The sequence below is a fragment of the Corynebacterium sp. HMSC055G02 genome, assembly GCF_001809065.1.
Taxonomy (GTDB): Bacteria; Actinomycetota; Actinomycetes; order Mycobacteriales; family Mycobacteriaceae; genus Corynebacterium; species Corynebacterium jeikeium_D.
Map to the genome: position 1 here is coordinate 208,833 of NZ_KV795672.1, position 20,597 is coordinate 229,429.

The 20,597-nt window shown below is 57.5% G+C and carries 15 protein-coding genes and 1 pseudogene; 14 read left to right on the top strand and 2 right to left on the bottom strand.

The features are described from left to right. The first annotated feature begins 932 nt into the window (after positions 1 to 932). The 5 genes from HMPREF2547_RS09505 (at position 933) to HMPREF2547_RS09525 (ending at position 5,305) form a co-directional block, all read left to right on the top strand. The gene (locus HMPREF2547_RS09505) at positions 933 to 2,105 is read left to right on the top strand and encodes an ornithine cyclodeaminase family protein (protein ID WP_070605658.1); all 1,173 of its coding nucleotides are present in this window, start codon (positions 933 to 935) and stop codon (positions 2,103 to 2,105) included. Between the two features lie 72 nt (positions 2,106 to 2,177). Then, complete coding sequence (glnA, locus tag HMPREF2547_RS09510) at positions 2,178 to 3,635, top strand: type I glutamate--ammonia ligase (RefSeq protein ID WP_048732579.1); 1,458 nt, start codon at positions 2,178 to 2,180, stop codon at positions 3,633 to 3,635. A gap of 163 nt (positions 3,636 to 3,798) precedes the next feature. After that, a complete protein-coding gene (locus HMPREF2547_RS09515) occupies positions 3,799 to 3,993 on the top strand; it encodes a PspC domain-containing protein (RefSeq protein WP_048732581.1) in 195 nt (64 codons plus the stop codon). A gap of 52 nt (positions 3,994 to 4,045) precedes the next feature. Continuing rightward, positions 4,046 to 4,336, top strand: coding sequence for a PspC domain-containing protein (locus tag HMPREF2547_RS09520; RefSeq protein ID WP_049192900.1), 291 nt, complete (start codon positions 4,046 to 4,048; stop codon positions 4,334 to 4,336). Positions 4,337 to 4,645: 309 nt separating this feature from the next. Further along, positions 4,646 to 5,305, top strand: a complete 660-nt coding sequence (locus tag HMPREF2547_RS09525; RefSeq protein WP_070605660.1) for a hypothetical protein — start codon at positions 4,646 to 4,648, stop codon at positions 5,303 to 5,305. A gap of 86 nt (positions 5,306 to 5,391) precedes the next feature. Here the strand turns inward: HMPREF2547_RS09525 and HMPREF2547_RS09530 are convergent, their stop codons facing one another. Then, the gene (locus HMPREF2547_RS09530) at positions 5,392 to 6,009 is read right to left on the bottom strand and encodes a DNA-3-methyladenine glycosylase I (RefSeq protein WP_049192898.1); all 618 of its coding nucleotides are present in this window, start codon (positions 6,007 to 6,009) and stop codon (positions 5,392 to 5,394) included. Positions 6,010 to 6,061: 52 nt separating this feature from the next. After that, positions 6,062 to 6,979: a 2-dehydropantoate 2-reductase gene (locus HMPREF2547_RS09535; protein WP_049192897.1), complete on the bottom strand. Its 918-nt coding sequence runs from the start codon at positions 6,977 to 6,979 to the stop codon at positions 6,062 to 6,064. Between the two features lie 261 nt (positions 6,980 to 7,240). On the opposite strand from HMPREF2547_RS09535, the gene HMPREF2547_RS09540 reads away from it, so the two are divergent. The 9 genes and pseudogenes from HMPREF2547_RS09540 (at position 7,241) to HMPREF2547_RS09575 (ending at position 20,595) form a co-directional block, all read left to right on the top strand. Next, positions 7,241 to 9,361 (top strand): glucose PTS transporter subunit IIA, encoded by a 2,121-nt coding sequence (locus HMPREF2547_RS09540; RefSeq protein WP_016423055.1) that lies wholly within the window; start codon positions 7,241 to 7,243, stop codon positions 9,359 to 9,361. Between the two features lie 65 nt (positions 9,362 to 9,426). Beyond that, positions 9,427 to 10,242, top strand: a pseudogene (locus HMPREF2547_RS11020) (PRD domain-containing protein); the annotation flags it as partial. A gap of 162 nt (positions 10,243 to 10,404) precedes the next feature. Next, positions 10,405 to 10,671, top strand: a complete 267-nt coding sequence (locus HMPREF2547_RS11025; protein WP_224433282.1) for an HPr family phosphocarrier protein — start codon at positions 10,405 to 10,407, stop codon at positions 10,669 to 10,671. An 88-nt stretch (positions 10,672 to 10,759) separates the two neighbouring features. After that, complete coding sequence (ptsP, locus tag HMPREF2547_RS09550; protein WP_070605663.1) at positions 10,760 to 12,451, top strand: phosphoenolpyruvate--protein phosphotransferase; 1,692 nt, start codon at positions 10,760 to 10,762, stop codon at positions 12,449 to 12,451. A gap of 467 nt (positions 12,452 to 12,918) precedes the next feature. Next, positions 12,919 to 14,322: a branched-chain amino acid transport system II carrier protein gene (gene brnQ / locus HMPREF2547_RS09555; protein WP_070605665.1), complete on the top strand. Its 1,404-nt coding sequence runs from the start codon at positions 12,919 to 12,921 to the stop codon at positions 14,320 to 14,322. Between the two features lie 80 nt (positions 14,323 to 14,402). Next, entirely contained in the window at positions 14,403 to 15,647 is a 1,245-nt protein-coding gene (locus tag HMPREF2547_RS09560; RefSeq protein ID WP_070605667.1) for a dicarboxylate/amino acid:cation symporter, read from the top strand. 123 nt (positions 15,648 to 15,770) lie between these two features. Next, positions 15,771 to 17,219 (top strand): threonine synthase, encoded by a 1,449-nt coding sequence (gene thrC, locus HMPREF2547_RS09565; RefSeq protein WP_049189589.1) that lies wholly within the window; start codon positions 15,771 to 15,773, stop codon positions 17,217 to 17,219. A gap of 137 nt (positions 17,220 to 17,356) precedes the next feature. After that, entirely contained in the window at positions 17,357 to 19,090 is a 1,734-nt protein-coding gene (locus HMPREF2547_RS09570; RefSeq protein WP_246819671.1) for a thiamine pyrophosphate-binding protein, read from the top strand. A 77-nt stretch (positions 19,091 to 19,167) separates the two neighbouring features. Next, positions 19,168 to 20,595, top strand: coding sequence for an MFS transporter (locus tag HMPREF2547_RS09575; RefSeq protein WP_049189591.1), 1,428 nt, complete (start codon positions 19,168 to 19,170; stop codon positions 20,593 to 20,595). Positions 20,596 to 20,597: the final 2 nt, after the last annotated feature.

Consider the following 20,597-nt stretch of genomic DNA (forward strand, 5'->3'; position numbering starts at 1 on the left):
CCCCCCCCCCATTGCTCCTCATGGCCGCCCAACGAGCTTGTTAGATGCCGCCTGACCACAGTTAATGTGGTCAGGCGGTTTTTCATTGCGGTCATGCTGGCTGCGGGCGCCTGGGCCCGCATACGCGCGCGTATGTGAGCACGAATTTGTGCGCGGTTCCGGGCCACTCCCCTGAACAGGGTCATACACCACCACAAAAGGGCCGCGACTCCTGCACGAGTAGAGTTGCACACTCTCCGCCCCAGTCTTATCGATGCAATATTCACTTGTCGATGCGCTATAGCGTGGCCATAAGTGAACAGCGCATCGACAAGTGACAGGGTGGGGAGGATACCGTGCGCATAAGTGCCGGACAGCCGTCGATAAGTGATGAAAAATCGTCGATGAGTGAAGGAAAATCATCGATAAGTGCCAGAAAAGTGGCCATAAGTGCGAGGGTGGCGCTAGGGACAACACGAGGGACGGATGCGAGGGACACCGCAAGGGGGCGGACACCAAGAGCGGATGGGGCATGCTGCGAAGGTAGGACGCCAGGCAATCACGCCCGTTGAACCAGAAATGTGTCGCAACTTAATGACATGTGACAAAGTTCATAAACATTGATGCGTGGGAGGATAATTCACTCATCTGTAATCGTTCTCAAAAAGTATCAATTGTGCATGTCGAAGTAGTTATTACGGGCAACTTATTGACGGAAATTGGGCTCTGTCGCTGTGACCGTCGTAAAGCAGAAATGGCGTGCTGAAAACTGCGTAAACGCCCCCTACGCTGTGGTTTTTCCGTATGGTGGTACGACATACCCCTCGGAAATGGCGCCTCGAGAGCCCGCGCCGAGGCGTTTTGATTGATTCTGGAGAGCATGCATCTGGAATAACTTAAGCCCAGCCGCCGCATAGGGTGGCCGATGAACATTAAGAAGGATTTGAGCATTCTTGACTAACGAAAACGCTGCCAACCCAGAAAACTCAACTCGCATTGATTTTCTCTACCTCAGCGAACCTGACATGGTTGAAGCTGGTGTCACGGATTTCGCCAAGTGTGTTGAGACCATGGAAGAAACCCTGATTCTGCTGGCCGACGGCGACTACCGGATGGCCGGCGCTTCCGCTAACTCCCACGGTGCCCAGATCAACTTCCCGGATAACCCAATCCATGAGGGTATGCCGGCAAATGGCCCTGACCGTCGTTTCATGGCAATGCCCGCTTACCTCGGTGGTCGCTTCAACGGCGCAGGTGTGAAGTGGTACGGCTCCAATGCCGATAACCGCCAGAACGACCTGCCACGTTCGATCCACCTGTTCATTCTCAACGATGCAATTACGGGTGCCCCGAAGGCTGTCATGTCGGCAAACCTCCTGTCGGCATACCGCACTGGCGCTGTTCCGGGTGTCGGCGTCAAGCACCTTGCCGTCGAAGACGCCGAGGTCGTTGGCATCATTGGCCCGGGTGTTATGAGCCGCACCATTCTCGGCTCTGCCATGTCGCAGCGTCCGGGCATCAAGAAGGTCAAGGTCAAGGGCCGCTCCCAGGCTTCGACCCAGAAGGCTGTCGATTGGATTAAGGACGAGTTCCCACAGCTTGAAGAGGTCCGTATCGTCGAGACCGAAGAAGAGGCCATCCGCGACTCCGACATCCTCATCGCCGGCACCTCGACTTCCTCCGATGGCCCGTCCGGTTTCCCGTACTTCAAGAAGGAGTACCTGAAGCCCGGCGCGCTGCTGCTCATGCCAGCCGCTGCACGCCTCGACGACGACTTCGTGCGTTCCGACGACTGCAACCTCGTCGTTGACTACACCGGCCTGTACGAAGAGTGGTTCAACGAGAACGGCCCAGACGTGACCTATGAGCGCTTGCTCGGTATTCCGGGTAACCGCTGGTGGGACATGAAGGAAGAGGGCACTCTTCCCGCCGAGAAGCTTGTCAACATCGGCGATATCGCTTCCGGTAAGGCCCCGGGTCGCCAGAACGACGAGGAAATCTTCTGCTACTCCATCGGAGGCATGCCAGTCGAGGACGTCGCCTGGGCCACCGATGTCTACGACAACGCCCTGGCAAAGGGCATCGGCACCAAGCTGAACCTGTGGGATGTTCCGCTGCTGAAGTAATAGTGACCAGTAAGTTCGACAACACGATTAGTAAGCTCAACAAGCTAGACGCGAAGTAGGCGAGTTTTACCAATGGGTAAGTTCAAACCCAGCAGTGACCAGACAACTCCGGAAGGAATCCAACGATACATCCGGGACAATGACATTCGCTGGGTAGACGTCCAGTTCACCGACGTTCCCGGCATCGAACAGCACCTAACCGTTCCGGTATCCGAGTTTGATGAGGACTCCGCTTACGAGGGCCTTGCCTTCGACGGATCGTCCATTGCGGGTTACACCTCGGTGGATAACTCCGACATGATGCTGCTGCCCGACCTGGACACGGCTTTCATCGACCCGTTCCGCAAATCGAAGACGCTGAACATGAAGTTCTTCGTCCATGACCCGCACACCCGCGAGCCATTTAGCCGCGACCCGCGCAATATTGCCCGTAAGGCCGAGAACTACCTGAACGAACTGGGCTTCGCCGATACCTGTAATTTTGGCGCTGAGGCAGAGTTCTACATCTTCGACTCCGTCCGCTACGACTCCAGTTCAAACAAGTCATTCCACGAGGTGGACTCGGTTGAGGGCTGGTGGAACTCCGGTGTGAAGGTAAACCCGGACGGATCGCGCAACCTCGGCCACAAGGTGCGCACCAAAGGCGGCTACTTCCCTACTGCTCCGTATGACCACATGCAGGATCTTCGTGACGAAATCGGCGAGCACCTGCAGGATGTTGGCTTCCATGTTGAGCGCTCCCACCACGAGATGGGCTCCGGCGGTCAGCAGGAGATTAACTATCGTTTCAATACCCTGCTGCACGCCGCCGATGACATGCAGACTTTCAAGTACGTGGTGAAGAACACCGCCAAGTTCAACCAGAAGTCCGCTACCTTCATGCCGAAGCCGTTGGCCGGCGATGGCGGCTCTGGTATGCACATCCACCAGTCACTGTGGAAGGATGGCAAGCCACTATTCCACGATGAAAACGGTTACGGTGGCCTGTCCGACATGGCGCGCTACTACATTGGCGGCATCTTGAAGCACGCCGGTGCAGTCCTGGCTTTCACCAACCCGACAATGAACAGCTACCACCGCCTGGTTCCGGGATTCGAGGCTCCCGTCAACTTGGTCTACAGCCAGGAGAACCGCTCGGCCGCCATCCGAATCCCGATTACCGGCGCAAACCCGAAGGCCAAGCGCATCGAGTTCCGCGCTCCGGACCCGTCGGGCAACCCGTACTTGGCTTTCACCGCCGCAATGATGGCTGGTCTCGACGGCATCAAGAACCGCATCGAGCCTGGCAAGCCGATTGACAAGGATCTCTACGAGCTGCCACCAGAGGAACTCAAGGACGTCCCCACCGTCCCGCATTCGCTGGAGGGTGCGCTGAAGGCGCTGGAAGAGGACCACGAGTTCCTGCTTGCCGGCGATGTCTTCACACAGGATCTCATCGACGCGCATATCCGCTACAAGTTCGAGCAGGAGATTATGCCGGCACGTCTGCGCCCGACGACGCAGGAGTTCGAGCTCTACTACGACTGCTAGCATTCGCCCCGTAAAAGCTCGCTTGACGACGCCCACACCGCTACCCCACCTAACCGTATTGGGGTAGCGGTGTTTTTAGCTGGGACACGCTGTTTTTAGTCGGCACATTTAGTAGAGCTAGCACCACTGCGAACTAAACGGATTGGGGCTACCCTTGATTGTTATGAACAACAAGTCACTGACCCGTTCCACCAATAACAAAATGGTTGCAGGTGTACTCGGTGGATTCGCTGAGTATTTCAACTGGGATGCGACTTTGCTGCGCGTTATATTTGTCGCGTCTTTCCTGATGCCTGGTCCGCAGTTTCTTCTCTACCTCGCAGCATGGATTATCATGCCGAAGGAAACTTACGTATAAGCGCGGTCGACCGAAAAATACCTAAATAGCCATACCTTGGAGTATTTATCTAATGAGCGACGCCGCTCCCGAAAAACCCACCAAGAAAATTTACCGCTCGCGTAATGACCGCCTCCTCGGTGGCATCCTCGCAGGAATCGCGGAAAGCCAAGGCTGGGATATCACTTTCACACGAATGGTCTACATCATCCTTCCCTGCGTTGGATCGATGATTGGCTGGAAGATTGGCGCTGGGTTCCTAGCTCTTTACCTCTTGGCCTGGTTCGTCCTGCCAGATGGCGAGTACACGCTTGACGACGATGCCCGCGGCTCCAACCACGCAGAGAAAGAAAATAAGCAATAAACGTCAAGCTTAATAAGATTGATACCTTTCCGTTACTCGCAACGCCCTCACCAGCACTATTCCAATTTCGCAATCACGCAAATTCGGTAACAAATAGAGCATAGAGCGCACAGATTCGCGCCATTTGACTTGCACAGGCCCCAGAATTACCTAGTGTTCTTTCTGTACGGCTTTGAAGCCACACCATCTTCGAATGTCCGATATTCAAAAGAATTGTCAATTTCTCTTTGAATTTAATTCGGACAAATAGTGGAAGATGCCAATAATTGAATAGGTAACTTAGTTAGCTCTCAAGAAAGTGGTTTTGAAATGCAGAACAAGAAGATGACCGGTATCGCTACCGCAATCGTTGGCTCCGCCGCTCTTCTCGGCGGCCTGGCTGCATGTTCTTCCGATGACGCACAGGATGCTGCTAACAACGCCAAGGATCAGGCGGGCCAGGTAGCAACCGACGCCACTGATAAGGCTGGCGACGCTATGGACGGAGCTAAGGACAAGGCTGGCGAGGCTGCTGATGGCGCTAAGGACAAGGCTGGCGAGGCTGCTGATGGCGCTAAGGACAAGGCTAACGAGGCTATGAACGGTCTGGGGCTGGGCGACGCTGCTGGCGAGGATGTGGCAGAGGCTGACCTGCCTGAGTCCATCACCGAGGCAGCTTCTTCCTTCACCTCCCCGTACGATTCTGAGGCTGGCGAGTTCAAGTCCGCTAAGAAGGTCGGCGACGCGGTTGCCGCTGAATACGAGAACGTCACCTTCGTTGAGTCCCCAGAGACTAATGGTGCACAGCCGCTGATCGGTAAGATTCGCGAGACCTGGGTTGCCAACGGTGCACTGGAAAACGAGATTGGTCTGCCGACCGCACCGGAGTCGGAGATTGAAAACGGCTGGGAGCAGCCGTTCACTAAGGACACCATGAAGTGGACCTCTGAGGACGGCCAGAACTACTCCGACTCCTACGAGAACAAGTAGTTCGACACGAACCGAAAGATTTTGAGCGTGCCGGTTGGCACGCTCTTTTTCTTTCCCCCTAACTAGTCAAGCTCCTCTTCCCCCCCCTAGTCAAAAACGCCAGAGGCACCGCGCCGATGTGCGCCAACAATGTTGATATCGACAATCCCCACGGCAGCCATTGATGCAAAGACCGTGGTGGGGCCTACGAACTTAAAACCAGCTTTCTTCAATGCCTTGGCAAGCGCCTCGGACTCCTCGGAGAAGCTGGGCACCTCTTCGATTGAACGTGGCTCGGGAGACTTCTCCGGTTTAAACGACCACATCAACTCGGCTAAGCCGCCGTTTTCACGCAAGGCAATAGTCGCGGCGGCGTTATTGATTACCGCGGTAATCTTCCTGTGATTCCGAATGATTCGTTCATCATTCATCAATCTTTCGACATCTTCGTCATCGAAATCAGCAACCGCATCGGGGTCGAAGTTCGCGAAGGCTTCCTGAAACGCGGGCCGCTTCTTCAGCACTGTCTCCCACGACAACCCCGCCTGAAATACCTCCAGGCTGAGCCGTTCGAATAGTCCTTGCTCATCGCGCACCGGCATCCCCCACTCGGTGTCGTAGTACTCTCTCAGCAGCTCACTGTGAGCAGCCCATGCCGGTCGAGCCAATCCATCCTCACCGATGATGAGCCCATTGTTTTCCGTGTAGTCCGATCCAATTTTCATCAGTCTTTCCAATCCCCCAATTCCGGTTTGACTTAGCTGAGCACCGCAGCTCTTAATTCATATGCTTGTGTTGACGCCCAACCAGAGCGCCATACACCAGATCCAGCGTCGGCGTTTCCACTTTCGCCTTCTGCCCCATCCGGCGGATCGCGCCAATCTGGGCATCGAGCTCATTGGTAAGTCCCGCGGTGTAGTCGCGCTGCATCGACGAGGTGTTGTCGTACCCTTGATCATCAGTAAAGGCCAAGGTCCGCGACACGATGTCCTCTGGCAGCGCAACGCCGCAGGCTCGACCGACTGCCTCGGTTTCTTCAAACATCCGCGTCAAGCTGTCGCGCATTTCCGAACGCAAGTAACCAATCGGACTATCAGCCAGGGCACCTAGGGCACCGAGGTTAGCCACGAACATCGCTTTTGCCCAGATATCGACCCAGATATCCGGGAGCTGTTCGCCACCGAGCCCAGCCATGTGCAATGCCTCGATAACTGCCCCGACCAGGTCATTAGTGGAGTCATCGAATGTGCCGATGTTCAGGCTCATCGGTCCTGGTCGGAAGGTGACTTCTGCCGGGCCAGTGTGGATAAAGAAACCGCGGATAACACCCGGGAACACCTTGTCTTCACCGAACCGCCCCGCTGCCAAATAAGGGATTTCCACCGAGTTATGGGTGGTCACCACTGCTGCACCAGCCGGAACTTGCGGGAAAGGATCGTTGCCCGGCAGCGCCTTGGTTGCCGCAATCACAACATCGACGTCGACGCCATCGGCAGTGAGTTCACCCCAATTGTCGGCTGCTTTGACGGGGATAATGCTGCGTTCCCCGTGCTCGTCGATAAGCGTGAGCCCCACCTCACGAAGACGTGTCAGGGTCTCGCCGCGGGCGAGAAAGACGACATCATAACCCGCTTGCACGAGGCGACCGCCAAACCAGCCGCCGACAGCTCCTACACCTAAAACTCCAATCCTCATAGCTGCCACCTTACGACTTCCGCACTGAGCGCGAAATAGGTTGCATGCGGTTGTCCACAGGCAATCCAGGCTATCCCCAAATGTGAAATTTGAGCTTGAATTACTACCTTGTCAAAACTATGTAAAGCGGAGTAGGGTCGAAGTTAATAGATATCAACCCAGGGTTGTTACTCTTTTGAGGCAAGACCTGAGGCCCACAGTTTGTGGCGCCTCGGGTCTTTTTGCGTTTAACGGCCCTGCTTACTGTGAAGGAAGGTCACGATGGGGTCGTCAAAAGATTCCAGCGCGAGGGCAATAGTTGAAAACCTCGGTGGACCCGGAAACATCACAAGCATGACGCACTGTGCGACGCGTCTGCGTTTTGAACTCGGTGATGTCTCCAAGATCAACGAGGACAAGATTGACAAGGTGCCGGGCGTACTCGGTGTCGTTCACCAGGGCGATAACCGCTACCAGGTCATCTGTGGCGGTGGCGTCGAATCGATGTACACGGCCATTAAGCACCTACCGGAAATGAAGGGTGCCGGCGCAGTCGCCACTAAGTCCGACGCAGACGTTAAGGCAGAAGCTCGCTCGAAGGCACGCGGCAAGTACTCCTGGCTGGACAATTTCTTCGAGTACCTCTCGGATTCCTTCCGCCCAATCCTGGGCGTGCTGTTGGGTGCATCGCTGATTATCGCGATTGCGGCTGTACTCGACGGCCTGAACATCGTCGACTTCCGCGCTGAGGATAAGTCCGCCACCTGGATTTTCGTCGATGCCATGTGGCGCAGCGTCTTCTACTTCCTGCCAATCATGGTCGCCTACAACGCAGCGAAGAAGCTGCGGGTAGATCCATGGCTGGGCGCAGCCATCATGGCTGCCCTAATGACGCCGGAGTTTATGAGTCTGCAGGATACCGATCGCTTCTCGGACACCATCAAGACAGTCAACGAGGAACTCGGTACCGAAACTTTCACCGCCAACATCTTCGGCCTGCCAATGCAGCTCAATGACTACGGCGGACAGGTCTTTGTACCGCTGATCATGGTCGCCATCCTGGCAGTGGTCTACCACGGTTTGAAGAAGATCTTCCCGGAGAATGTGCAGATGGTCTTCGTGCCGTTTATCTCCATGTTGATTATGATTCCGCTGACCGCTTTCCTCATCGGCCCACTGGGAATCTGGCTGGGTAACGGCATCGGCTCCGGCCTGGCATGGATGAACTCGAACGCACCGTTTGTGTTCGCAATTCTCATCCCGATGCTCTACCCGTTCCTGGTGCCACTGGGTCTGCACTGGCCACTGAATGCGCTGATGCTGGTCAATATCCAGACTCTCGGCTACGACTTCATCCAAGGCCCGATGGGTGCCTGGAACTTCGCCTGCTTCGGAGCAACTGCCGGTGTGCTGGTTCTTTCCATGCGCGACCACGACACTCAGATGCGCCAAACTGCAACGGGTGCACTCGCTGCCGGTCTCTTCGGTGGTATCTCCGAGCCGTCCCTCTACGGTATTCACCTGCGCTTCAAGCGGATTTACCCGCGCATGCTGCTCGGCTGTTTCGCCGGCGGTCTGACTATCGCCATCCTGTCGGCTCCGTTCGGTGGTGTGACAACCAACGCCTTCGTCTTCACCTCCCTCATCACCACTGTCGTGTTCAAACCGATGTGGGTCTACCTGATTTCCGTCGCCGTGGCATTCTTCGTCGCCATGTTCGCCATCATTCTCACCGACTACCGCACGCCGGAAGAGAAGGCTGAGGCCGAGGCCGCACGCGCCGCAGAGCTTGACGACGAGCCCAGCGACGCCACCCCACACGCTGCCACCAGTGGCTCCGATTCGGCTCCAGCTGAGGCTTCCGGTGACGCTGGTACCAACGCCGAGGCTGCCGCACCGGCTGCTGCGGCAGCTGGCGCCGGTGGTGTCGCAACTGCCGTTGATACCAAGCCTGTACAGGTGCAGGCCCCGGTTGCCGGTGAGGTTGTCAGCCTTGCTGAGGCCGGCGACGCGGTCTTTGCCTCCGGTGCTCTCGGTGACGGTGTCGGTATCAAGCCGACCAGTTCTACCGTGGTCGCACCCGTATCGGGCACGTTGATGACTGTGGCAAAGACCGGTCACGCCTTCGGTATTAAGACCGATGACGGTGTAGAGGTACTCGTCCACGTCGGTATCGACACGGTCAAGATGGCCGGTGAAGGCTTCGATGTCCAGGTTTCCAAGAAGCAGCACGTCGAGGCCGGCGATGTTCTTGCCGAGGTCGATTTCGACAAGGTCAAGGAAGCTGGCTACCCAACCACGACACTGATGACCATCACCAATACCAAGAAGCTAACCAAGGTTTCCCCGGTCACCGGCATCTCTGTCCAAGCCGGCGACATGGTCATCGAGGTTCAGCCATAATTGATTTCTAGAAGGCATACCGGCCTGAAATCCCTCAACTTATGGAGGAGTTCACGGTTACCGACATGGAAATCCTGAGAGTATTCAATAACAACGTGGTCCTGGCCAAGGACGCGACCGGCGAGAAAATCATCACCGGCCGCGGAATTGGGTTCAAGGCTCGCCCGGGACAGCCGGTTGATTCGAGCAAAGTAGTCCGAATCTTCGTCCCGGCAGAAGGCCGCGATCCGGACCATATTGCCACGATGCTCACAGAAATTCCGCTGGCTCACATGACTCTTGTGACCGATGCGGTAACCGCAGCCGGCCTGCCGGAATCAATGACGAAGAACGCTTCCCTCCTTGTGGCGTTGGCCGATCACATTGGTTTCGCCATCATGAGGGCAGCTAACGGGCAGCGAGCCGATTACCCGCTGCTCGCGGAAGTCAGCCAACTTTATAGTGAAGAATACGCGCAGGCGCAGGCGATTTTGTCGCATATCAATCGCGCCCTCAATGACCGTCGTATAGCGCCATTGCCCCGCCCAGAAGCGGTGGCGATTACGTTACACCTGGTCAATGCTGGTTTTTCTACGGGTGATTTGAGCTTCACCTACACCATGACGGGCGTCCTGCAGCAGCTGCTCACAATCATTGAAAGTGATTTTGGCATCACGCTGGAGCCAGAGACTGTCAATGTGGGGCGCTTCATCACACACCTGCGCTACCTGTTCGTCCGGATTGCCAAGCATGAGCAGTTGAAAGATCACTCCTCCGCTATTGGCCAGGCCATCCGTGACTCCGCCCCAGAGGCGTTTCGCTGCGCACAGCGTATTTCCGCAGTCATTGAACTGCGTCTGGGGTCGGGGTTGACGGAAGACGAAGTTTCCTACCTCACCCTGCACATTGCACGCATTGTGCAGGCAGCGGCTGTATCTCCCACCGCCTCCAGGGCTTCCCGGAGCGTGCGCGACGTTGATGCTAAGCAAGCACCAGCGGTGGGGTGTACAGGCACTGTGCCTGAGTCAGAAAATTTCACATATTCGACCCGAAAGGATTCAACCATGATTACTCGTACCGCTACCATCGGTTCCTCCGTAGGCCTGCACGCTCGCCCGGCTTCCCTGTTCACTCAGGCTGCTGCTGAGTACGACTACGACATTGTCATTTCCCTTGACGACGAAGAGGCCGATGCCGCCTCGATCCTGGAGGTCATGACCCTCGGCGCTAAGCACGGCGACGAAGTCACGCTGAGCTGCGAGGACGACTCCGCAGCTGCAGCTCTGGACGAGCTTGCAGCCATGCTCGAGCGCGACCTTGATGCCGAGTAAGCCCAGCTAGAACGCTCCTGGATAACACCACGGCACACCACGACCGACGAGTATCCCCGCAGAGGTCCCGAAAAGGAGATCGGAAGCAATGAACGAGCAGCACACTGTCATCTATGGCATCGGTGTCTCGACCGGTACGGCCAGCGCTGAAGTAGTAAAGGTACTCCCCGCCCCGGGAGTTGATACTCAAGAGCCGTCGTCGACCGATCCCGTCGCCGATGGTGAGCGCGTCCGCGCGACGATGGCCAACGTCGCAGAGTCGCTGAAGAAGCAGGCTGAGCACTCCAGCCCGCAGGCACGCCCGATTCTGGAGGCCACTGCGCAACTGGCTTCCGATAGGGCGCTCGCCAAGGCCGTGGTGAAGAAACTCAAGGCAGGCTCCGGCATCACCCAGGCCGTTCACGATGCCGTTGAAGACTACGCGCAGCTCCTAACCAGTCTCGGTGGCTACATGGCTGAACGTGTCACCGACCTCTACGATGTTCGCGACCGCACAATTTGCGAGCTGCGTGGCCTGCCAAAACCGGGCGTCCCGGATGTCTCCACCCCAACTATTCTGCTTGCCGACGATCTCGCGCCCGCCGAAACCGTGGGTCTTGACCCCGAGTTGGTCGTAGGCATTGCCACCGCTGGTGGCGGGCCGACCAGTCACACGGCTATCCTCGCAGCACAGCTGGGCATTCCAGCCGTCGTTAAGGCGAAGGGCGTCATGGAACTCGAGGCCGGAACCTTCGTCGCCATTGACGGCGGCGCCGGTGAGGTGATTGCGAATCCGACCGCCGATGAGGTCGCCGCGTTGGAAGAGCGCGCTCGACGCCGGGAAGCAGCCCTAGCGCAGTCTGTGGGCGCAGGCAAGACCGCTGATGGTTACCCGGTGAATCTGCTGGCCAACATTGGTACCGCGGAAGATGGTGAGTCTGCGGCAGCGCAGGATAATGAGGGCACCGGCCTGTTCCGTACTGAGTTCCTTTTCCTCGACCGCGACAAGGCTCCGAGTTTGGAAGAACAAACGGAAACCTACACTCGTGTGCTGAAGGCATTCGGTGAGCGACGCGTGGTTGTGCGCACGCTGGATGCGGGTGCGGATAAGCCGCTGAGCTTTGCCGACCTAGGCGAGGAAGAAAACCCGGCGCTGGGTCGCCGCGGACTGCGCCTGTCGCAGGCTCGGGAAGATTTGCTGGATACGCAGCTGGATGCACTCGCCGCTGCGTTTGACGCCACCGGGCGCAAGGCTGACCTACGGGTTATGGCTCCGATGATCGCAACGGTCGAAGAAACAAAGTGGTTTGCGGACAAAGCGCGTGAGCGTGGCCTGCCGAAGGTCGGCATCATGATTGAGGTCCCCGCAGCAGCGATTCGTGCGAAGCAGCTGCTGTCCATTGTGGACTTTGCCTCCATTGGTACTAACGACTTGTCGCAGTACACTATGGCGGCCGACCGTATGCAGGGGGCTCTGGCGGATTTCCTATCTCCATGGCAGCCGGCTGTGCTGCAAATGATTAAGTCCGCATGCAAGGGCGGCAATGCTACCGGCAAGCCCATTAGTGTCTGCGGTGAAGCCGGCGGTGACCCGCTGCTGGCACTGGTCCTGGTGGGCCTCGGCGTGAGCTCGCTGTCCATGGCTTCCAAGAAGGTGCCGGCCGTCCGCGCCGCTCTCCGCCTCCACGACCGCGCTACCTGCCAGCAGATGGCAGCATACGCTGTCGATGCCGAAACTGCGGCCGATGCGAAGGCCGCAGTGACCGCGCTGGTGGATCCGAAGGTGAAGGATCTGCTGTAGAGCGACGGAATTAGCACTAAGCCTGGCGTACACACGCTGTCAGCGTAAACGTGTGCGCCAGGCTCTTTCTCTTATGTTCGCTGCCCCATCACAGGCAGCAAATTTTCTGGGAAATTTCTTGATTTTCCCTCTCTCGAACGCCCCATTAGGATAAATAGAGTGCCTTCGTCGGCACCACCAACGCCGTCGAAGCCCCTTAATAATTCAAATAAAGACGGATCATACAAGCCGCAACTTAATTCACGCATCAGGCTCCACCCAGCCCGTGAAAATTCACAATTTCACATTAAGAGTGTCAGTTTTCGACATCGTGGCCTTTCATCTACATGGGCACACGAACTGCAATTGCGCTGCTGTAACGGGCGTTTGCGCCACCGCAGCACCGGCAACAATGGCATCGCCACAGCAGCTTGCAGCATCGCCCTTGACCTTACGGGCGACACTAATTTAGAAAGAACACAATTCTCATGACCAAGTCGAGCGAAGTGGAGTCCCCGAAGTCTTTCGCTTCCATTATCGTTGTTACAGCTCTCATGCTGTTTTCGATGTTCTTCGGCGCGGGCAACCTCATCTTCCCGCCGAAGCTCGGAGTGGATTCCGGTACCAATTTTGGCCCCTCAATCACCGGCTTCCTGCTCACCGGTGTGGCGTTGCCAGTTCTGGCCATCATCGCCATCGCCATTTCAGGCAACAACCTGCGTGACCTAGCGTTCCGCGCGGGCCGCATCTTTTCCTTGGGCTTCCCGGTAATCGCATACCTTTCCATCGGTGCTTTCTACGCTCTGCCGCGTACCGGTGCCGTGTCGTACGAAACCGGTGTCCAGCCGATTTTCGGCAGTGATTCACTGGCCGTCGCTGCGGCCTTCTACTTTGTTTTCTTCGGTATCGCCTTAGCACTTGCGTGGAATCCGAATGAAATTGTGTCCAAACTGGGCAAGATCCTCACCCCGGCTCTGCTAATTCTCTTGGTTGTATTGGTTGGAATGTCGGCATTCAAATTCGATGCCGCTCCGGCTGCGCCAATTGAGAAGTACTCCTCTACCCCATTTGCCTCCGGCCTGGTCGAGGGCTACCTCACAATGGACTCCATCGCCGGCCTGGCATTCGGCATCATTGTCATTTCTGCCCTCCGCGTCAGCGGTGTCCCAGAGGGCAAGCGTATGGTTCGCGGCACAATGATCTCAGGCCTGTTCGCCGGCATTTTGCTGGCCATCATCTACTTGGGTCTGGGCTATGTCGGCCAGGTGCTGCCGAATGCCGCCTCCTTCGATAACGGCTCGGGCATTCTCGCAGAGGCTTCCAAGCTGGCCATGGGCCAGGTCGGACAAATCATCTTCGGCCTCATCGTTCTGCTCGCATGTATGACCACGGCTGTCGGCCTGATTGCCGCCACCAGCGAGTTCTTCAACCTGCTACTTCCGGGCATCAGTTACAAGGCATGGGCGATTATCTTCACGGTCATGTCCTTCGTAATGGCAACACAGGGGCTGTCTCAGGTACTGGCGATTGCCGCGCCAATCATCACCTTTATTTACCCGCCGGCTATCACTCTGATTGCACTGACTCTTCTCGACCCGGTCATTTCCTACTCCTTCAAGCTGCATTACACCTACCGCCTGGGCGTCTGGGTTGCCACCATCTGGTCGGGTATCTCAGTACTCTCCGGTTTGGGTGTCGGTGGTTCTGCTTTGGCGGACTTCCTCAGTCTCGTACCTGGTCAGACCATCGAGTTCGGATGGTTCCTGCCGACTCTGGCAGCGACGGTGATCGGATACGCAATTGACGTCGTCACGCGAAAGCAGCGCGCAAATCGCCCGGCGAGTGTGCTTGCCGACGAGACCGTTGCAGAAGAGGTAGCCGAAAAGGCGTAAAACCACACCCGGTTATTTGCGTTGCATAACGTAAATACCGCACGCTAGAGAAGTAAATTCCATCCGAACAAGGATTGACTATGAGTACCCGAATGCGTTTTACGCAAACGCTCCTATTCCGCGTTATTGTCGCGATTATTCTGGGCATTGTCTGCAGCTTTTTCTTCCCGGAATGGCTGGCTCGAATTTTTGTCACTTTCAATGGCCTCTTTGGTAACTTCCTGGGCTTCTTTATCCCGGTGCTGATTTTTGCCCTCATCACGCCGGCGATTGCCAGCCTGGGCCGCGGCGCCGGAAAGTGGCTGGGTATTACCACTGCTATCGCCTACGGCTCGACGGTGTTCTCGGGTCTATTGGCCTACGCCGCCACCCAGGGGCTCTACCCTTGGCTGCTCGGCGCTGACCAAGCCGGCGCATCGGTGGATATTGATGAGGGCGCGCTGGAGAGCTTCTTCAATGTGGAGATGCCACCGCCGTTTGACGTCATGACCGCCCTGTTGCTGGCTTTCACGGTCGGTGTGGCGATGACCACCGTGAAGTCGGACTCGCTCTACCGCGGTGCGACGCAGCTGCGCGACGTGATTATGAAGATCATCTCGGCGTTTATCATCCCGCTGCTGCCGATTTACATCTTCGGCATGTTCCTGTCTATGGGCATGAACGGCAACCTGACCACGACGCTGTCGATGTTCTTCAAGGTGCTGCTTCTGGCAGTCATCGGCACCGTGCTCCTGTTGGCAATCCAGTTCTCCATCGCTGGCGCCATCGCTGGCCGCAGCCCGTGGACGTCCCTGAAGAACATGCTGCCGGCTTACGCCACCGCACTCGGTACCTCCTCCTCGGCCGCTACCATTCCGGTGACTTACAAGGCCGCGCTGAAGAATGGTGTCTCGGAGAAGGTCGCAGGCTTTACCGTGCCGCTGTGCGCGACCATCCACCTGGCCGGTTCGATGATGAAAATCACGCTGTTCGCATTTGCCGTGATGTTCATGGCGGACAAGCCGCTTTCGCCGGGCATGGCCATCGGCTTCATTCTCACTTTGGGTATCACCATGATCGCGGCTCCGGGCGTTCCAGGTGGCGCAATTATGGCCGCGGTCGGAGTGCTGCAGTCCATGCTGGGCTTCGATCAGGAGCAGGTCGCTTTGATGATTGCCGCCTACATCGCCATCGACTCCTTCGGTACCGCATGTAATGTCACTGGAGACGGTGCAATTGCCATGATTGTTAACCGCTTTGCCAAGGATGATGTCATCGACCGTTCCGAAGAGCTCAGCTTCGACGCTGAAGAGGCCAATTCCGCATCTTCCACAACCGAGGCCTAACTGGCTTCGGTGCATATGTAAAAATTAAAGAAAACATCCACCGGTCAACCCCGTCGCAATCTTTCAAAAGGCCTTCTTATGGGCCGATGCGGCGGGTGTTGGCATACATGTAAGGGGCCCGCCTTGGACTTCATTTCGACTCGCGACCCAGAGCGCACGCCGCACAAGTTCTCAGACATTCTCCTGGGAGGTCTCGCTAACGACGGTGGCCTCTACCTGCCGGTCGAGTACCCACAGGTTGACGATGCCACTTTGACGCGTTGGCGCTCCGTGCTTGTCGACGACGGTTACGCAGCCTTGGCTGCAGAGGTCGTCAGCCTTTTTGTGGACGACATTCCACTGGAGGATTTGCGCGGTATCTGTGCACGGGCGTACACCTACCCGAAGTTCTCCGATCCGGATATTGTGCCGGTGACGAAGCTGGAAGATCAGCTCTACATCGGTCACTTGTCCATGGGCCCCACAGCGGCATTCAAGGATATGGCGATGCAGCTGCTCGGTGAGTTCTTCGAGTATGAGCTGGCTCGTCGTGGCGAGACCCTGAACATCCTCGGCGCCACCTCTGGTGACACGGGTTCCTCGGCCGAGTATGCAATGCGCGGCCGTGAGGGAATCAGCGTGTTCATGCTAACTCCGGCTGGTCGAATGACCGCGTTCCAGCAGGCTCAGATGTTTGGTCTGCAGGATGCCAACATTCACAACGTCGCCCTCGACGGTGTCTTCGACGATTGCCAGGACATCGTTAAGGCCGTCTCCGGTGACTTGGAGTACAAGGCCAGCCGCCACATTGGTGCAGTCAACTCGATTAACTGGGCTCGCCTGATGGCTCAGATCGTGTACTACGTCTCCTCGTGGATTCGTGTCACTGGCGGCAACGGTGCTGAGGCGAACAACGCGCAGAAGGTCAGCTTCAGTGTGCCGACCGGCAACTTCGGTGATATTTGCGCCGGCCATATTGCGCGCCAGATGGGTGTGCCAATTGACCGCCTGATTGTGGCTACCAATGAAAACGATGTCTTGGATGAGTTCTTCCGCACGGGTGCCTACCGCGTGCGCAGCGCTGCGGAGACTCAGGCTACCTCTTCCCCATCGATGGATATCTCCCGCGCGTCTAACTTCGAGCGTTTCATCTTCGATCTGCTGGGGCGCGATGCTGAGCGCACTGCAGACCTCTTTGGTGTCAAGGTCAAGGAGGGCGGCTTCTCTCTTACTGCTGATCCGATCTTCCCGGAGGCTTCTGCCCAGTACGGTTTCCTCTCCGGTCGCTCGACTCACGCTGACCGCGTCGAGACCATCAAGGACTGCTGGGAGCGCCTAGAGGTCATGGTCGATCCGCACACCGCTGACGGCATCCACGTCGCCCGCGGCCTGGTAGACCAGGTATCCACCCCAATTGTCTGCCTGGAGACCGCTCTGCCGGTAAAGTTCTCCGAGACCATCCTGGAGGCCACCGGACGCGAGCCGGACTGCCCGGAGCGTTTCGCGGACATCATGAATGCCCCGCGCCGCGTTACCGAGCTGCCGAATGATGTCGATGTGGTGAAGAAGTTCATCGACGACAACGTGGCTTAAAACCGGGCATAGCCCAACGTCCCCCCCCCATCCGCGCAGCAGCGATGTGGAATAGTGCCCTCTTTTTTAAGGGCAAACGGCATTATCTTGGGCTATAGGGCTGTTATTACCCCCGTGATTACCTCACAATTGTTCACATGAGTTTCACTCGAGTTAATAGCCGTCCTATGCCCCACGCGCCCGCATCTTCCCCGCTGGAAGGTTCCCAAAAGACCACCACGGTCTCGCGGGCGCTGGCCGACACACTGGCCCAGCACTGCGACCACTGCTTCGGTCTCATCGGCAACGCGAACTCCCACTTCACGTCAGCCCTTACTGAATCGGGATTCGGCTACTCCTCCGTCCGACACGAATCGGCTGCTGTCGGGGCCGCCGATGCCTTCCACCGCGCAGGCGGTGGGCTTGCTATCGCGACCGCCACTTGCGGCGCAGGATTCACCAATGCGCTAACCACTCTGGCCGAGGCTCGGGTAGCCCGTATTCCGCTGATTTTTGTCGTCGGCACGCACCCGGAACGCCCACGTCCCTTTGACCTTAATCAGGCGGCGCTCCTCGACGCCCTTGACGTCTGTCATCGCACCGTTACTCCCGAGTCCGCGCTTGACGACGCAAACTTTGCAGTCCAGCACGCACTGAGCTCTCGGCAGCCTGTCGTGCTGCTGCTCCCCTATGACATCCAAGAAGCACCGATAACGGCATCTGCATCTGAAACACAGTCGGCTAACCAGGAACATCTGCACACGGGCCGACCAGAATGGCTGGAGTCAACTGTCACGTCGCTGGCCGAGGAACTGCAGACTGCCCGTCGCCCTCTCATTATTGCTGGTAGAGGTGTGCTGCTCTCTGATACCGCAGAGCTAGTCCGCCGCATCGGGGACAGCGTGGGGGCACTGTTTATGCACTCAGCGATGGCTCGTCATGTGCTTTCCAGTCCGTGGCAGATTGGCACCGTGGGCGGTTTTGCGCATGCGTGGCAGGTGGAGCTAGCTCGACAGGCCGATGTGGTGCTGTTCCTGGGAGCAAGCTTTAACGCTTTCCAAAACCGTGGCGGCAACATGTTTGCACCGGACGCGAAGATTATCCAGGTTGTCGACGAGCCCCATCCCGCTGCTCAGCCGTCGGTGACACCGCTATTGGCTAAGTTGGAGGAACTTCTGCCCGTACTGGCAGAGCAGCTGGAGAAGCCCCGGGCGTCGTCAAGCACATGGCGTGCGGAGTTGAAGACACTGCCGACGACAGCGGAGGTCGAGTCGCTGACGTGCGCGGATGGCCGGTTGGATCCGCGGGCGTGCCTGCAGTATCTGAATCGTATCCTGCCCAATCAGCGCGCTGTGTGTACTGACGGTGGCCATTTCCTGGGGTGGGTTCCGAAATATCTTGATGTGCCTGGTCCGCAGCAGCAAGTGATTGTGGGCACGGCGATTCAGTCAATTGGTTTGGGCATGGGGTCACTTGTCGGCCTCGCGGCGGCACGCCCCAAGGACTATTGCGTGCTAGTCGCCGGTGACGGTGGCGGCACGATGGGTATTGCGGATTTACCTGCGGCGATTGAGCAGCTGCGGCGTGGTCGTGGCGGTTGCGTGGTGTTCATTAACGATGCTGCCTACGGCGCGGAGCTGCACCAGTTTGGCGATGTCGGGTTGGACACCTCGTCCATGGAGATTGCCGACTACGACTTCGCCGCAGTCGGACGTGCCTATGGCGCTCACGGTTTCAGTGTCGGCAAACCTGAGGACTTTGCCCAACTCGACGCCTATTTCCATGAAGTTTCCAACTCCGATGAGGCCTCCGTTGCCGTAATTGATTTCAAGGTCTCACGGCTGGTGGTCGCGGACTTCGTGAAGGAAGTTCTGGCTAAGGCACAAAGGTAGTTTGCCGCAGGCATGATCGGGGCCATCTAGGCCCCGGTGCGACCCCTCTTCAGGCCGGTTGGTTGATGGGGTCTACAATGTGGCGAGTGGTAAAGCAGCGTAACGGTAAAGATCAGATTTCATCAACAGATCAGCCCGCCACCGCAGTGGCAAAGGACCCGCGCGAGCATGTCACTGGTCGCGCGATTGCCGTCTGGCTGGCGGCGCTGATTACCTACATCGTTGCCATCGTCGGCCGCACCTCCATGGGTGTCGCTGGCGTCGAGGCGCTCGATCGCTTCCATATCAACGCCTCCCAACTCGCGCTGTTCACCGCCGTGCAGGTTGGCGTCTACGCCCTGGCGCAGATTCCGACGGGCATCATCATTGACCGCGTCGGCGCCAAGAAAACGATGGTCGTGGGCGCACTGATCATGGCACTGGGCCAGGTCATCATTGCGTTCACGACATCGTATCCGCTGGCTGTCATTGCTCGTGTGTTCATCGGCGCCGGCGATGCCACCGCATTCCTCGGTGCTATGCGGCTGCTTCCCGCGTGGTTCCCACTGCGCGTCACTCCGCTGTTCACGCAGCTCACGGCTGGTCTTGGCCAGCTCGGCCAGTTCATCTCTGCGGTCCCGTTCCTCGCGATTCTGCACGCCGCGGGGTGGGTGCCCGCGTTCTTGTCGCTGAGCACCGCGGGTCTTCTCATCGCTATCGTAGGCATGATCGCGCTTGCCGACGTCCCGGAGAACTCCTCCACAGCCAAGATGTCACTTCGTAAACGCCGCGCCGCCGAGAAGGCCGCGAAAACGGCTGCCGATGGCGGAGCCTCTGCCGCAGCCGATGAGAAACTAACTATCGGCCAGACTCTGAAGATTGTGACCACTCACCCGGTGTGCTGGCAGGGTTTCTTCACTCACTGGACTGGTTTGATGCATCAGTGCATCTTCACATTGCTGTGGGGCATGCCTCTGATGATGCTAGGTATGGGTCTTAAGCCCTCCGAGGCCAGTGTGGTGCTGGTCGTTAACACGCTGTCAGTAATTATCGCCGGGCCGTTGATGGGCATGGTCTCGGCACGCACCGGCCGCGACCGTATCAAGGTTGTTGTCGCAATCGCGTTTATCAACATGGCCGTCTGGCTTGTGTTCCTGGCACCGAGCAACCCACCAGCGTACTGGGCAATTATCGTAGTCAACATCCTAATGGCCGGTCTTGGTGCAATGTCCAACTTCGGCTTTGACTCAGTGCGCGAAGAGGTCGATCGCAAGGTACTCGCCACCGGCACTGGGTTGGCGAATATGGGCGGTTTTGTGGCCACCATGCTCGCTGCACAAGGTGTCGGCTTCCTGCTGGATATTGCAGCTCCCGATGGAAATTACACCTGGGAGACCTTCCGCATTGGCTGGTTGGCTGTCGTCGGTGTGTGGGTGATTGGTTTCGTTGGCCTGCTGGTTGCAAAGCGTGCGGCGGCACGCTTTGTCGCCCAGCAGAGCCGTTTTGAGCTGGAACCTACGGAGTAGGA

Excerpts from the sequence above, each read along its gene's own strand:
- HMPREF2547_RS09540 (WP_016423055.1), top strand. The coding sequence starts at position 7,241 with ATGGGGTCGTCAAAAGATTCCAGCGCGAGGGCAATAGTTGAAAACCTC.
- HMPREF2547_RS09530 (WP_049192898.1), bottom strand. The coding sequence starts at position 6,009 with ATGAAAATTGGATCGGACTACACGGAAAACAATGGGCTCATCATCGGT.
- HMPREF2547_RS09535 (WP_049192897.1), bottom strand. The coding sequence starts at position 6,979 with ATGAGGATTGGAGTTTTAGGTGTAGGAGCTGTCGGCGGCTGGTTTGGC.
- HMPREF2547_RS09560 (WP_070605667.1), top strand. The coding sequence starts at position 14,403 with ATGAGTACCCGAATGCGTTTTACGCAAACGCTCCTATTCCGCGTTATT.
- ptsP (WP_070605663.1), top strand. The coding sequence starts at position 10,760 with ATGAACGAGCAGCACACTGTCATCTATGGCATCGGTGTCTCGACCGGT.
- HMPREF2547_RS09575 (WP_049189591.1), top strand. The coding sequence starts at position 19,168 with ATGTGGCGAGTGGTAAAGCAGCGTAACGGTAAAGATCAGATTTCATCA.
- brnQ (WP_070605665.1), top strand. The coding sequence starts at position 12,919 with ATGACCAAGTCGAGCGAAGTGGAGTCCCCGAAGTCTTTCGCTTCCATT.
- HMPREF2547_RS09525 (WP_070605660.1), top strand. The coding sequence starts at position 4,646 with ATGCAGAACAAGAAGATGACCGGTATCGCTACCGCAATCGTTGGCTCC.
- HMPREF2547_RS11025 (WP_224433282.1), top strand. The coding sequence starts at position 10,405 with ATGATTACTCGTACCGCTACCATCGGTTCCTCCGTAGGCCTGCACGCT.
- glnA (WP_048732579.1), top strand. The coding sequence starts at position 2,178 with ATGGGTAAGTTCAAACCCAGCAGTGACCAGACAACTCCGGAAGGAATC.
- HMPREF2547_RS09515 (WP_048732581.1), top strand. The coding sequence starts at position 3,799 with ATGAACAACAAGTCACTGACCCGTTCCACCAATAACAAAATGGTTGCA.
- HMPREF2547_RS09520 (WP_049192900.1), top strand. The coding sequence starts at position 4,046 with ATGAGCGACGCCGCTCCCGAAAAACCCACCAAGAAAATTTACCGCTCG.
- HMPREF2547_RS09570 (WP_246819671.1), top strand. The coding sequence starts at position 17,357 with ATGAGTTTCACTCGAGTTAATAGCCGTCCTATGCCCCACGCGCCCGCA.